The sequence below is a fragment of the Mesorhizobium tianshanense genome, from assembly GCF_007830515.1.
In the GTDB taxonomy this organism is placed as follows: domain Bacteria; phylum Pseudomonadota; class Alphaproteobacteria; order Rhizobiales; family Rhizobiaceae; genus Mesorhizobium; species Mesorhizobium tianshanense.
Genome location: NZ_VLKT01000062.1, coordinates 22766 through 36718, shown reverse-complemented (window position 1 = coordinate 36718; position 13953 = coordinate 22766). Strand labels below are relative to the sequence as shown.

The window sequence follows — 13953 nt, the reverse complement described above, 5'->3', positions numbered from 1 at the left end:
CGGATGCCGAAGCAATAGCCGACGATCAGCATGCGGATCAGCAGCTCAGGGTCGATCGAGGGACGGCCGATCGGGCTGTAGAAGGGCGCCAGATGCTGGCGGATGGCGGAAAGGTCGACGAAGCGGTCGATCGCTCTGAGCAGGTGATCCGCCGGCACATGCCGCTCCAGGCTGAAGCCGTAAAACAGCTCCTCCTGCATCACACTTTGCTCGCCCATCATCGACTCAATCTCCTCTTACGACGAAGATTGAATCAGTGCTTCAGGGCTGCTGCAACCCGGACTTTTTCAACACAATCGGTCAGAGGCGGCCGTTCCACCCACCTACCAACACGCTCCCACGCCGGCGGTGCTTCACTGCTTGAAGCAGTGGTCGCGGTGCCATTTCAAGAAGCGAGGATGCGGGCGTTCAAACTGTCGGTTCGGCGGAAGCGCGCGGCCGGTCTTGTTTATGAACGCCTGTACGCTGTCTAGATCGTTGACCTGTCGCGAGATAAGGATTTCCAGATCATCGGATAGGCTGATCAATCCGCGATCGAACATCCAATGCGCGGTGCCGGACAGTGCGATCCCGTTGTTGATGACATCCGGTCCGTTCGCTTCGACTGGTCGAATGTGGGCGGCAGAAACCTCGGCCCGGCCGCCGCCATTTATCAACTTCAGCCCCGTGATCGTGCACCGCTCATCATAGGCGCGCAAGACGATGCGACGGAAAATGCGGTCCCGTACAATTCGCGATCCGATGTAGTTTACGCGATCACGGCTCTGCTCGAATTCGAATGGCACCTGCTCATCCTGAAAGCCAGGAGATGTGCCGGTCTCATCAACGCGCGATAGCAACAACTCATTCGTCTCCAGGCCCAAATCGATAATGCGGTTGAAGTCGCTTGGACTGATCGGCCGGACGGCCGATTGGGCGCGACCGGAAATCCGTCCTTGGTCGTTGAGCAAGCCTCGTTCAACGACGCCATCAGGTCCGTTGAATGGAACAGGATTGACGAAATCGAGATAAGTTCCAGGCTCAATCAGAGCGAGGTACATATCAGGCGTCACAGGATCGGGAATGATCTGTTGGACTTTGGCTACGGCGTAATAGCCACGGGTATCGTTTACCTTGCTAGGCTCGTAGTAAATGATCCAGCCGCCGACGCATGCTTCGACGCGGCGCAGATACGGGCGAGGAAACTGGTATTGCTCTGCGGGGCGATCGTTGTAGATCGAATCTGAGCGGTGAATGAAGACCCCGAATCCCATGATCTTCCTGCAATGCGTTCTTTGGGGATACCTGCCCCCATCTGGCGATTACCTCGCGCGAGACCACAGTTGGCTCCAAAGATCGTAGCCCGCAAGGAGGACGCCGATGCCGATCGCAACCACTAGATCGGGATGCGGGACGAACCGGACCACGACGCCGAAAAACGCCAGGAAGACAACAAACGCCAGGACGGCCAGGAAGCGACTCAAGGTCATCTATTGTCCTCCAGCGGCATCTCAGCCCCCGTAGATCAGGTTGGGCAGCCCGTACACGATCTGCGGGAAGATGTAGATGATGACCATGCACAGGATGACGATCAGCATATAGGGCATCATTCCGCGGAAAATATCCGAAAGCTGAACATGCGGCGGCGAAATGCCCTTGAGGTAGTAGGCCGACATCGCCATGGGCGGCGACAGAAAGGCCGTCTGAAGATTGACCGCGACGAGCACGCCGAAAAACAGCGGATCGATCTCGAAATGCGCCAGCAGCGGCAGGAAGATCGGAATGAAGATCACGATGATCTCCGTCCATTCCAACGGCCAGCCCAGGATGAAGATGATGAGCTGGGCGACGATCAGGAACATCAGCGGCGACATGTCGAGGCCGGTGACGAAATCGCTGATCAGCTGCTGGCCTCCCAGATAGGCAAAGACCGAGGCGAAGGTCGCGGAGCCGACGAACAGCCAGCACACCATCGCGGTCGTGCGCGCCGTCAAATAGACGGACTCCTTCAGGCGTTGCCACGTCAGGGCTCGGTAGGCGGCGGCCAGCACGACGCCGCCGAGCGCGCCGATGGCGGCAGCCTCCGAAGGCGTGGCGAGGCCGAAGAGAATAGCGCCGAGCACCGCGAGGATCAGGCCCGCCAGAGGGACGAAGGACGTCAGCAGCATCCAGCTGATCTGCAGGGCCGAATAGTGCCCTACCTCGTCCCGGGTCGGCTTCGGCGCCACCTGCGGCTGCAGCACCGCCTTGGCCACCACATAGGTCAGATAGAGGCCGGCAAGCAGCAGTCCTGGAAGCAGCGCCGCCGCATACATGCGGACCACCGACACACCCGCCGTCGCGCCATAGACGATGAGCAGAATGGACGGCGGAATGAGGATGCCGAGGGTTCCGCCCGCGCAGATCACTCCCGAGGCATATCTGACGTCGTAGCGCGCCTTCAGCATGGCGGGAAACGCCAGCAGGCCCATGAGTGTCACGACCGCGCCGACAATGCCGGTGGCCGTTGCGAAAAGGGTGCAGGTGATGAGGGCGGCGACCGCCATGGAGCCGGGAACGCGCCGGGTGGCGATAAAGAGGGTGCCGAAAAGGCGCTCGATGATATTGGATCGCTCGACGATGTAGCCCATGAACAGGAACAGCGGGATAGCGGTCAGCACGTCGTTCGAGATCACTGAATAGGTCTGATTGACGAACAGATCGAAAATGCGGTTGTTGAAGAAGCCGCCGATCCAATGCTCCGTAAGCGTCCAGGCGTCGGCACCATCCTCAACCGCCCGTTCGTAGACGCGCCACATCCGCCCCGGATCGAAATAGGCGTAGTAGCCAAAGGCGACCCCGAGCGCCATCAAGGTGAACGCAACCGGGAAGCCAAGGAAGATCGCCAGAAGCAGGATGAGCAGCATCGCGACGGCGACCTGAGGATCGCTCATCTGTCTTCTCCGTCGCGGTCGGGTTTATCGTCGGGGTGGAGGAATGGGAGGTCGACTGCTTCCGAACCGTGATGCAGAACATCGAGCGTCTTGGCTTCCATCAGCACCTTCTCGGTCTCTTCCACGTCTTCAGCCGCGCGCGGCCATGTTCCGGTTCGCAGACAGACGACGCAGCGGAACACCTGGGCAATCCCCTGCACGAAGAGCAGGATGCCTGCCGCCACGATGACAGCCTTGAACTGGAAGATCGGAATCCCGGCCGGACTGTTCGAGCTTACCTCGAGATAGCGGAAGCTGCGCGCGGCAGCCTTCCATCCGGCCAGAACCAGCGCCGTCACGCCTGGAAAGAAGAAGATGAAGTAGAGGACAAGTTCGACCGCCGCTTGCGTGCGCGGCCGCCACAGACGGTAGACGAAATCGCCGCGCACATGCCCGTCTCGCGACAGGGTGTAGGCGCCGGCCATCATGAACATGGTGCCGTAGAGCATGTAGCTGAGGTCGAATGCCCACGCGGTCGGCGCGCTGAACAGGTATCGCACGACAACTTCATAGCTCACGCCGAGCGTCATGATGACGACGCTCCAGGCGAACACCTTTCCAAACCATGCCGAAAGTTCATCGGCGAATGCAATGTAACGGAGCATGTGCTGGGTTCCGTCAGATACAATCCGGCGGCCGGAAGACCGCCGGATTTGCCGAAGCGGAGGTGCGAATCAGAGCTTCAGCTTGCCTGGGAAATAATGTTCGTAGGCCAGTGCCAGGTCGGCTGAATTCATGAGCTCGTAGTAGACGACGCGTTCGACCCATTGGCGCTGGCTATCGAGCACCCGTTTCATGAACTCATCCGCCTCCAGCGTCGGGATGATCTTGTCCCAAGCCTGGAGTTCCGCGTCGAGAATCTCCTTGGAGGTGCGGTGCACGGTAACGCCGTGCTCGGTCTGCAGCTTCTGCAGGTCGGCTGAATAGTTGTCGAGGGCGAACGCGGTGTTCGCGGTGCTGGCCGCCTCCACGCCATATTCGAGAATGGCCTTCAAATCGTCGTCGAGGTCGTCGAACACGTCCTTGTTGAACAGGAATTCGAACGACTCGCTCGCCTGATGATAGGACGACAAGATGTAGTTCTTGGCGACGTCCTGCGAACCGAAGCGAAGGTCGGATGACGGATTGTTGAATTCGAAGGCGTCGATAACCCCGCGCTCCATGGCCGGCACGATTTCACCGCCGGGCAGCTGCGCCACGCTGAGGCCAAGGTTCTGCATGAGATCGGCGGCAAGACCCACCGTCCGATACTTGAATCCCTGCAGTTCCGCGGTGGTCGTGACAGGTTTCTTGAACCAGCCGAACGGCTGCGCCGGCATCGGGAAGCCATAGAAGCCGACGACGTTGAGGCCCATGATGTCCTGCGTCAGCTCGCGGTAGAAATCCTTGCCGCCGCCCTTGTGGAACCAGGCAAGCATGGTGGTGGCGCTGCCGCCAAACACAGGGCCGGTTCCGAAAAGCGACGCGGCCTTGTGCTTGCCGTACCAGTAGACGGGGACCGTATGCGCGGCGTCGATGACGCCGTCATTGACGCCATCCAGCACCTGGAACGCGCCGACGACCGCACCCGCGGGCAGGAGCTCGAACTTCAGCCGGCCGCCCGACATCCTTTCGACGCGCTCTATGTATTGCCGCGCGAAATCCATCCAGATGTCCGAAGCAGGCCAGGAGGTCTGCATCTTGATGGTGACCGGCGACTGCGCCAGCACGGCCGGGGCCGCGAGCGTCGTTGCCGCAGCCGCACCGGCGGTGACGGCGGTGGACTTTCCCAGGAACCCGCGACGCGAGATTTTCTTGTCGGACATTTTATTCCTCCCATGATTGTAAACTCTTCTCCTACAAGCAGAATAGGCGAACTTGGCCCTTGCGCAACCGGTTTCGCCGCCGGCCGATACGGGCGAGCGCAAATTGGGGCTGGAAACCCTCAGCCTCGCTGGAGGTTGGCGAGGAGGAGAACCGATGCCGAAGGTCGCCAACAATGCCGCCGGGCTCGTCCGAAGCAGCGTAAAACTGTTCCTGTGCGGCGACGTCATGCTCGGGCGCGGCATCGACCAGATCCTCGCCAATCCGGGCGAACCGCGCCTCTACGAGCGCAACGTCAAATTGGCGACGATCTATGTCGAGCTTGCCGAGCGCATCAATGGCCCGATCCCGAGAAAGGCCGACGATGCGTATGTCTGGGGCGATGCGCTCGCCGAGTTGGACCGTGAAGCGCCCGACGCGCGGATCATCAATCTCGAGACCAGCATTACCACCAGCCGGTCCCAGGCGCCCAAGGGCATCAATTACAAGATGAACCCGGCCAACATCGCCTGCCTGGCGGCGGCGCGGCCAAGCTGCTGCGTGCTCGCCAACAACCATGTGCTCGACTGGGATGAGCCTGGCCTCGTCGAAACCCTCGATACGCTCCGGCATGCCGGCCTCGCCCATGCCGGGGCCGGGCTCGACGCGGATGAGGCGGCCGCACCCGCCATTATCGAACTGGCCGGCGGCGGCCGCGTGCTCGTCTTCGGCTTCGCGCTCGAGACGAGCGGCGTTCCGGCTTCTTGGGCAGCCGGAGCCCACAAGCCAGGGGTCAACCTGCTGGCGGATGTCTCGGCCCGGTCGCTCGAGCGGATCGCCCGATCCGTGGCGGCGATGAAACAGCCTGGCGACCTCGCGGTGGCCTCGATCCACTGGGGCGGCAACTGGGGCTACGACGTCTCCGCGAAAGAACGCGCGCTTGCCCATGCCCTCATCGATGGCGCGGGTTTCGACGTCGTGCATGGGCACTCCTCCCACCATCCCAAGCCGATCGAAGTCCATAACGGTCGGCTGATCCTTTATGGATGCGGCGACTTCCTCTCCGACTACGAGGGAATCAGGGGGTACGAAACCTATCGCGGCGAGCTTGCCCTGATGTACCTGCCGCGGCTCGCCATCCCGGATGGCAGGCTCGTCTCGCTCGAGCTCGTGCCGTTCCGGCTCGCCAAGTTCCGGCTAAACCGTGCCTCGTCCGAAGATGCCGCCTGGCTGGCGGCGACGCTCGAGCGCAAGAGCTCGCCCTTCGGCACCCATGTGGCGCACAGGAGGGACGACCGCCTCACCGTTCTTTGGTGAGGCTGGCAGGCTGCCCGTCGATTGCCGAGCCACGGCCTGGTCGACCGCGTCAGGCTTCTCAACCACCCCGGCGCCGCCGGCCAGGGCAGGTCGCTCTGCTATGACGTGGCGCGCAGGTTCCGACGCCCGCGCCGCCTGGTGGCGCGCGCCGCCTCCGCCACCACGCCGTTGATTTCGACCACGACGCCTTCGCGCGGCTTGGCGTTGGTGACCCTATGAAGGCGCTCATAGGGCAACAGTTCCTGGATCCGGGCATTGAGCGACGCGACTTCGGCTCGCAGATCCTCGCACTCCTGCCTCTGGACGTCGAACTGCATCTGTTCGGAAGCCTGCTGCAAGGAAAGCTGCGAAAAATTCGCGTTCACCATCGAAAGGTTCATCTTGTCGCTTTCGCTCTCCTTCATGAGAGCAGACAATTTTTCATCCGCAATTTGCCTTTCGGCCACGGCGTCGCTCCATTGCGCCTTGAGCCTGGAGAGCTCGCTGGCGGCGTCGCTGTTCTGGTTCGAGGCAAGCTCCAGTCGCGATTGGAGGTCCTGAATTTCGGAACGCAGGCCGCTTATCTCGGCGTGATTTCGGGCGAGTTCGGCTTCCCTATCACCTTCCACGATACGAGCCGTTTCGTTCACTTCCGCCAGCTTCGTTTGCACAACCTCAAGCGATTTCCGGAGCCGCGTTTCCTCGTTTTCGCTCTTGCCCAGTGCGGCCAGCAGCTCCGAAAGCCGACCCGCTTCGCTGGCATGAATCGTCGACAATTCGTCGAGCCTATGCCGCGCCTCGGCTTCCCGTTTCAGCGCCTTGTCGAGATCGATCGACAGGCTGACATATTTTTCGCGCAGCATCTTGTTCTCAAGCGAGCGTCTGCTGGCCTCGGCCATCTTGGCCGCAAGCGTCTTGACGATGTCGCCGAACTCCGCTTCGCGTTTTGCGCTTGCATTGGCTGCCTCCACGAGTTCCAGCCTTACCGCCGCCAGCGCACTGCGAAGCGCCTCCCTGTCCTGAACCAGGCTTGCCTCGCGCTGCTGCAAGACCTCGACGGCGCCTTCGCGCTCGCGCTGCTTTCTGGTCGTATCGTGAAGCTGTTCCGACAGCACTTTTTGTTGCGCGGTCAGGCTGGCATTTGCCAGTTCCAGTTCGTTGGCTCGAAGCATGTCGCGGTGAAGGATATTCAAGAATTCGCGTACCAGATTGTGCGAGATCGCGATCTGCGAGCGCTTTGCATCGATCTCTTCCAGATAGCCCTGCGCATCGTGAAAGAGCCCGTCGACAGCGCTCAATGCGGCCAGCCGGGTTTGCGTATGCGAAGTCAGCCGTGGTGCGGCCTCGGCAGAGTCCGCGCTGTCCTCAGGCTGCGCGCTATCATAGTTTCCCGCCAAAACCTCATCAGAGGCACCGCCGTTCGCCGGCGGCGACTGGTCGTCGAGGCTGAGGCACTCATCGAATGCAACCGCCAAGTCGGTTTCGAGCTCCTTGAATTCCCTGTCCACATTCTCGGCACGCTTGATCAGATCCTTGAAGTTCATGACCGAACACCCCTGCACTGGCTCCCAATTCTTAGTTAAGAAAGTGCTAACTTATCCTTTTACGTCGGCTGCTTCCATAGGGCAAGCGCCCACGTCGACGATGCCGGTCTCCGACGGGTCGATCAGCCCGCGGCTCTAATCCTCAAGCCTCTGCGGCCGTCCACGGCCAAGCGCGCCGTCGGCGCGGGCCTGCAGGTAGGCGTAGATGTCGTCGATGTAAGGAGCGATGTTGGGGTCGTCGGCGAAGCCCTGCATGACCGAAGGGCCGCTGCGCACGCCGTCGCGAACGTTGCTGCGGAAGACCTCGATGTCGGGCAGCCGGTCGACAAGGGCCGAGGCGAAGGTCGAGCCCATGCCATCGGGGCCGTGGCAGTGGTTGCAGCTGCCATGGTAGCGACGGAAGCCGTTGTAGGTTCGCTCATCGACCTTGCCGCCGACAACCTCGTAGAACCTGCCCGTGGCCAGGTCATCCTGCGAAGACGCGCCAAAGCAAGCGGCAACGGTAAGGACGATGACAGACGGGACGAGCCACGGAAGCGTCCGTGGCCCACGCTGCAGGCAGCGCCGCCGCGACGCGCATGCCCCCGGATCATCCGACCTTGGATCACTCGACCTTGGGATGGCGGTCGTCACTCAGCGGCGAGCGTCGGAGAAGCGACCACGATCCCGTCCAATGGCTGCGGGCTGACGACGAGCTTGCCGCCGACACGCGATATCTCGATGATCTGATCCGACTCTCCCAGCTTGCCTGGCACGGAGACCGCGACCATCTGGTTCTCGGTCAGTGTCGCCACGAAACGTACCGGCAAGCCGGCCTCGCCCTGCGCGATTGTGGTGACCACCCGATAGCCGTCCTCCTCGGGCATGTAATAGACGACACCAAGGAAGCCGCCGAGATCGATGCTTTCCGCCTTCATGGCTCCAAGCTCGCCGGCATGCGCGGGGATTGCGGCCATGCAAAGTGTCGCAAGAGCAATGTACCTGTACATGATGCTGCGCCCTCTCAAATTGTCCGGGTCGAGCCCGGTTTTTGGTTTCACCAATAGGCGGTCGCGCGCCGTGACAGCCGGCGCGCACACAGGAAAATTCATGATAGGCCCCCCGGCTGCATCACGATGGCGAAGGCTTGCGAGCCGGGAACAGCGCGAACCCCACCGGTCGTCACACTTTTCTCTTCTAGGCGAGAGCATTTCACCGCCCGGCTGCTTGCACATCCCCTGTTTGGGGGAGATAATCGAATTTAAGCGCTCGCTAAAATTTGGAGAGGCGAGAGCACCTGTGAGAGCGCGCGGCGTCCGCGTCGGACGCGCTGTCGACATGCGGGGGGCCGTCGATGGCCAAGGCATTGTCGCATCATGAACTGTCGAAGCTGATCGGCTCGATCTACGATTGCGCGCTCGATCCCGAGCGGTGGGAGGACGCGCTTGCCGGGATCAGGGATGCGCTCAACGCCCAGACGGCGGTCCTGCACCTTGACGACCTCAGCCACGACCGGCTGCTGATCTACAGGACCGTTGGAATAGAGCCATACTGGCTGGAGCAACAGGCGAAATATATCCCCGAGATTCACGCTCGCCTAGTCGAGGATCTCTCGACATGGCCTTCGCTCGAAATGCCGCATGTGGTTTCACGCCATGTCCCTCAAAGCTATCTGGAGGCCTCCCGATATTTTCAGGAGTGCCTGAAGCCGCAGGGCTTGATCGACGTCATGTCGTTTTTCCTGATCCACACCCCTACCCGCCTTGCCGGCTTCGCCGTTGCCCGCCATGAGCGGCAAGGCATCATCACCGAGCGCGAGATCAAGCTTGGCGGGCTGCTGCTGCCGCATGTGCGCCGCTCGGTGATGATCAGCAACATGCTCGACATCAGCACGATCGAGCGCACGCGGATGGCCGAGGCGCTCGATGCGCTGACATGCGCCGTGGTCCTCACCAATGAACGCGGCGCCATCCTGCACGCCAACCGCTCGGCCACCCAGATGCTGCGCAGCGGCGGGCCGATCCACGATGCCCATGGCATTCTGCAAGCGAATATCCCGTCGGCTTCCAAGGAGCTTCACACCGCCATCATGATTGCGGCCCAGGATGAGGCAAGCATCGGCAAGACCGGGCTTGCCGTCCGCCTCAGCGAATCCGACTTGCTTCCCGAACCCGACTTGCCGCCCGTCTTCGCCCGCGTGCTGCCAATGGCAGGCGGCGACCTGCGCGCCGGCATGGAACCCGCGGCGGTAGCCGCTGTGTTCATCGGCAATGCACCGGACGAGCATGACGCCGCCGACATGCTGGCGACAGCCTTTGGGCTGACGCTCGCCGAAACCCGCGTGCTCGCCAGCCTTCTCGCCGGGCACACAATGGCCGAGACCGCTGCCAGCCTTCACATCGCCAACACGACCACGAAGACCCATCTCGACAATATCTTCCAGAAGACCAGCGTCTCCCGCCAGGCCGATCTGATGCGCCTTGTCATGCGGATCGTTCCGCCCACAGGGCAGCCTGCTCCCTGAGCCCTCATTCACCGCCTTGGATACAGGTATCCAAGGCCGCGGATGGTCTTGATCAGTTCCGGCTTGGCCGGATCCTTCTCGAGCCGGCGGCGCAGCCGGGTGATGCGGCTGTCGATGCTGCGGTCGAAGGGCTCATCGCCCCTGGGTGGTGCCAGATCGAGCAATTCGTCGCGGCCAATGACCTGGCCAGGCCGCGTGGCGAAGGCCGCCACCAGATCGAGTTCCATCGGCGTCAGCGGAATAGCCCTGCCTTCGGCATCGATGAGGTTTCTCGCGCGGGCGTCGAACACATAGGTTCCGAAGGCGAAATGCCCGGCCGGCAAAGCGTCGGCATCGTTCGATCGCTTCGGCCTGCGCCTGCGCAACACCGCGGCGATCCGCGCTTCCAGCTCGACCGGAGCAAAGGGTTTTGCCAGATAGTCGTCCGCGCCGACCTCCAGCCCCGCTACCTTGTCGAAGACCGAACCGGCACCCGTCAGCATCAGGATACCGGTGTCGTGATGTTCGCGAAGCCAGCGGGCCAGGCTAAAGCCATTCTCGCCCGGCATGTTGAGGTCGAGAACGACAAGATCGGCCCCAGCCGCCGCGATCGCCTCGCGCAATTCGGCGCCACCGGATGCCGTGCGTATGCCGTAGCCCTTCGCCTGCAGATAATCGGCGATCATGAACGCCACGTCGGTCTCGTCGTCCACGACAATGATGTCGGCCATGCATTTTCCCCGCGGCGAGCGACCGTCTAAGCGTACAGGGCGCATTCACCCCGGGTCAATCGGCCCCATATGCTGCCGATTTCGGGCGATACGACACAATTGAAACAATAGAAGCCGGGAAAAACGGCTGGCGGCATCATCGTGAAACATCCTTGCGGTTATGTGTCCAACGACGTCGGCAGATGGCTGGCTTGACAGGCCGTGGGCCGTTCAGTCCACTGGCCCGCACGGGAACAGCAACCGTCGTGACGGCGCATCCGTCTGTGGAGACCTCGCCGTGCCGACCTCCTCGAAGCTGTCCGGGCATTACGCGTTGTTGATGGCGGCCTGCGTTTTGCCGCTTCTCGTGCTTGTCGCCGGCGTTGGCCTCTACCAGTCTTACGCCCTGCAGCAGTCGTTTTTTCCTTACGCGCTCATTCTGACCGGGTTGCTTGTCTCGGTATACGCTTTGCACAGAGTGCTTTTGAGGGAGATCGTCGGCATCTTCGCCGAAAACCGCACGGCTCTGCGCGAACTGGCCGACAGCGAGCAACGCTACCGCAGCGTGGTCGAACTGCAGACGGAATTCGTCGTCCGAATGTCGCCGGGTGGCTATTTGAGCTTCGTCAATGATGCCTATTGCCGGGCATGCCGAATGACCCGCGAACAGCTTCTGGACCCGTCATGGTGCGAACTCGACGTGCTGCCGCCCGGCGAACGGCGCAGGTTTTTGGACCACCTTGCCCGCCTGAGCCCAGAGGCGCCGAATGCCAGCATAGAACTTCTCAATGCGATGCCCGATGGCGTGAGCAGATGGCTGGCCTGGAACGATCACGGCATATTCGACAGCGACGGTCGCCTTGTCGAAGTGCAGTCCGTCGGCCGCGACATCTCCGACCGCGTGTTCGCCGAACAGGCGCGGTTTGAAGCCGAGAAACTTTCGGGAGAAAGGGAGGCGCAATTCCGCGCCATCGCCGAAGGCGTACCGCTGCCGATCATCATCTCGGCGATCGAGGGGCCTGAAATCCTGTTCGTCAACGAACCGGCGCGCAAGACGCTCGGCGTCGAGGTCGGCCAGATCGGAGCCGAAGCGATAGCGACCTGGGAAGATATCTCGCGGCGAGACGAGCTCCTGCGGCTTTTGCTGAGAGATGGCATCGTCGACGCATTCGAAGCCGGCATGACCAACATGCAAGGGTCGAGAATCGATACGCTGGTTTCGGCGCGGCTGATCACGCAAGCCGGTCGTTCGGCCATGCTTGCGGCCGTCACCGACATCACCCGTCAGCGCGAAGCCGAAGCGGAGATCGCACGCCAGCGCGAGACGCTGTACCAGTCGGAAAAGCTCTCCGCTCTCGGTTCGCTGCTAGCCGGCGTGGCGCACGAGCTCAACAACCCGCTTTCCGTCGTCATCGGCTACAGTTCTATGCTGAAGGAATTCTCGACGGACAAGGCGACCGTGGGACGCGCAGACAAGATCCACGCGGCGGCCGAGCGATGCTCGCGGATCGTCCGAACCTTTCTGGCGATGGCCCGCAAGAAGCCGCCGACACGGAGCGCCGTCGACATCAATGAGGTCGTGGTCGCCTCGCTGGAGCTTGCCGCCTACGGCCTGCGCTCGGCTGGGGTCGAGATCCGCACCGAACTGGCGGAGCCGCTTCCCAATATCTGGGGCGACAGGGACCAGCTTCATCAGGTGATCACCAACCTGGTGGTGAATGCACAGCAGGCGTTGCTGCAGGTCCCGCACCCGCGGCGGCTGACCATCGTTACCACCGGGGAAGACGATGCCGTCGAGGTTGTTGTCGCCGACAATGGCCCCGGCATGCCGGAGACGGTTCGCGCGCGTGCTTTTGAGCCTTTTTACACGACCAAAATGGCCGGCGAAGGCACCGGCGTCGGGCTGTCCGTCTGCCAGGGCATCGTGACGGCCCACGACGGCAGCATAGAGCTGGATTCGACGGAGGGCGGCGGCGCGCGCTTCACGGTCCGGCTTCCGAGCGGCACGACCGAGATGATTCTTGCTCCCGAGATTGCCGGCAAGGCGCCGCCTGCCCCATCGGCCGCCCGAATTCTGGTGGTCGACGACGATGCCGACATTGCCTCGATGATCGCCGAGATGCTCCGCCGCGATGGCCACGACGTCACCATCGCCGACGATGCGAATGCCGCCCTCAAGGCTGTGCGCCAGGATGGAATCGACCTTTTGATCAGCGACATACGCATGCCCGGCCTCGACGGCCCCGGCCTCTATCGCGCGCTGGAGCAGTTCCGCCCCGGGCTCGTCAGCCGGTTGCTGTTCGTGACCGGTGACACGCTGGCGCCCGAGATCGATCGCTTCATCGGCGAGACGGGCGCGCCGGTGATCGAGAAACCGCTCGATCCACAAACTTTTCGCAGGCTGGTGATGGAACGCCTCAGGGCGATGGAGACCAGCGCAATGGAGGCCGACGCGTGACAAAACAGAAATTGCTTATCGTCGACGACGAGGCGCCGTTGCGCGAGATGCTGTCGGACTACCTGCTGGCGCACGGCTTCGATGTCCGCTCCGTTGCGGATGGAGCGGGAATGCGCACCGAACTCGACCGCTTTGGCCCCGACCTCGTCATTCTCGACGTCAATCTCGTTGGCGAAAGCGGCTACGATCTCGCCCGCGAAATAGCCAAACGCAGCCGCGCCGGCATACTGATGCTGACTGCCGTCGGAGACCTGCCGCATCGGCTCGAAGGTCTGGCCGCCGGCGCCGACGACTATATGGCGAAGCCGTTCGAGCCACGCGAACTTCTGGCGCGTGTCAGAAGCGTCATCCGGCGTCTGGGCGAGGAAGAGCGAACGCCGGGAAACCGCATCCGCTTCGGCGGCTGTATCCTCGATATGGATGGCCGCACGATGGTCGACCCGGACGGCGCCGACGTGCAGCTGACGTCGATGGAATTCGACCTGCTGTGCGTGTTCGCACGTCATCCCCGGCAGATATTGTCGCGCGACCAGCTGTGCAGGCTCGCCCACAACAGGGATATCGAGCCGGGCGACCGCAGCATCGACATCCGCATCACGCGACTGCGCAAGAAGTTCGAAACCGAACCCGACACGCCGGCGGTTCTGGTGACGGTTCGCGGCGAGGGCTATGTCTACGAGCCTGCTCACGAGGAGGCACGGCGCCGCTAGAATGAGGCTGAGGCCTCCAG

14 protein-coding genes are annotated in these 13953 nt (G+C 62.2%); 4 read left to right on the top strand and 10 right to left on the bottom strand.

Going from position 1 to position 13953, the window contains the following annotated elements; genetic code table 11:
- The 6 genes from IQ26_RS32715 to IQ26_RS32695 form a co-directional block, all read right to left on the bottom strand.
- On the bottom strand, positions 1-221 hold a 221-nt coding region (locus IQ26_RS32715; RefSeq protein WP_162458139.1), incomplete at its 3' end, for a transposase.
- 132 nt (positions 222-353) lie between these two features.
- The gene (locus tag IQ26_RS32710; RefSeq protein ID WP_145722503.1) at positions 354-1253 is read right to left on the bottom strand and encodes an HNH endonuclease; all 900 of its coding nucleotides are present in this window, start codon (positions 1251-1253) and stop codon (positions 354-356) included.
- Between the two features lie 48 nt (positions 1254-1301).
- Positions 1302-1469 carry a hypothetical protein gene (locus tag IQ26_RS39845; RefSeq protein ID WP_167522720.1) on the bottom strand — a complete coding sequence of 56 codons (168 nt, stop codon included), beginning with the start codon at positions 1467-1469 and terminating at the stop codon, positions 1302-1304.
- Positions 1470-1490: 21 nt separating this feature from the next.
- A complete protein-coding gene (locus IQ26_RS32705; RefSeq protein ID WP_145722502.1) occupies positions 1491-2912 on the bottom strand; it encodes a TRAP transporter large permease in 1422 nt (473 codons plus the stop codon).
- Positions 2909-3556: a TRAP transporter small permease subunit gene (locus IQ26_RS32700; RefSeq protein ID WP_145722501.1), complete on the bottom strand. Its 648-nt coding sequence runs from the start codon at positions 3554-3556 to the stop codon at positions 2909-2911. The genes IQ26_RS32705 and IQ26_RS32700 overlap by 4 nt, the downstream gene beginning before the upstream one ends.
- A gap of 69 nt (positions 3557-3625) precedes the next feature.
- A complete protein-coding gene (locus tag IQ26_RS32695; RefSeq protein WP_145722500.1) occupies positions 3626-4756 on the bottom strand; it encodes a TRAP transporter substrate-binding protein in 1131 nt (376 codons plus the stop codon).
- A gap of 154 nt (positions 4757-4910) precedes the next feature.
- On the opposite strand from IQ26_RS32695, the gene IQ26_RS32690 reads away from it, so the two are divergent.
- Positions 4911-6050, top strand: a complete 1140-nt coding sequence (locus tag IQ26_RS32690; protein WP_145722499.1) for a CapA family protein — start codon at positions 4911-4913, stop codon at positions 6048-6050.
- Positions 6051-6148: 98 nt separating this feature from the next.
- On the opposite strand, the gene IQ26_RS32685 is transcribed toward IQ26_RS32690, so the two are convergent.
- From IQ26_RS32685 to IQ26_RS32675, 3 genes are all read right to left on the bottom strand, one after another.
- A complete protein-coding gene (locus tag IQ26_RS32685; protein ID WP_145722498.1) occupies positions 6149-7573 on the bottom strand; it encodes a coiled-coil domain-containing protein in 1425 nt (474 codons plus the stop codon).
- Positions 7574-7708: 135 nt separating this feature from the next.
- Positions 7709-8206 (bottom strand): cytochrome c family protein, encoded by a 498-nt coding sequence (locus IQ26_RS32680; protein ID WP_240547345.1) that lies wholly within the window; start codon positions 8204-8206, stop codon positions 7709-7711.
- On the bottom strand, positions 8203-8529 hold the full coding sequence (locus IQ26_RS32675) for a hypothetical protein (RefSeq protein WP_240547344.1): 327 nt from the start codon (positions 8527-8529) through the stop codon (positions 8203-8205). Before IQ26_RS32675 ends, IQ26_RS32680 begins: the two co-directional genes overlap by 4 nt.
- Positions 8530-8906: 377 nt before the next feature.
- On the opposite strand from IQ26_RS32675, the gene IQ26_RS32670 reads away from it, so the two are divergent.
- The gene (locus IQ26_RS32670; protein WP_145722497.1) at positions 8907-10076 is read left to right on the top strand and encodes a helix-turn-helix transcriptional regulator; all 1170 of its coding nucleotides are present in this window, start codon (positions 8907-8909) and stop codon (positions 10074-10076) included.
- 8 nt (positions 10077-10084) lie between these two features.
- On the opposite strand, the gene IQ26_RS32665 is transcribed toward IQ26_RS32670, so the two are convergent.
- The gene (locus tag IQ26_RS32665) at positions 10085-10786 is read right to left on the bottom strand and encodes a response regulator (RefSeq protein ID WP_145722496.1); all 702 of its coding nucleotides are present in this window, start codon (positions 10784-10786) and stop codon (positions 10085-10087) included.
- 277 nt (positions 10787-11063) lie between these two features.
- On the opposite strand from IQ26_RS32665, the gene IQ26_RS32660 reads away from it, so the two are divergent.
- Together IQ26_RS32660 and IQ26_RS32655 are read left to right on the top strand one after the other, a co-directional pair.
- Positions 11064-13223 carry a hybrid sensor histidine kinase/response regulator gene (locus IQ26_RS32660; RefSeq protein WP_162458138.1) on the top strand — a complete coding sequence of 720 codons (2160 nt, stop codon included), beginning with the start codon at positions 11064-11066 and terminating at the stop codon, positions 13221-13223.
- A complete protein-coding gene (locus tag IQ26_RS32655) occupies positions 13220-13933 on the top strand; it encodes a response regulator (RefSeq protein WP_145722494.1) in 714 nt (237 codons plus the stop codon). Before IQ26_RS32660 ends, IQ26_RS32655 begins: the two co-directional genes overlap by 4 nt.
- Positions 13934-13953 lie beyond the last annotated feature (20 nt).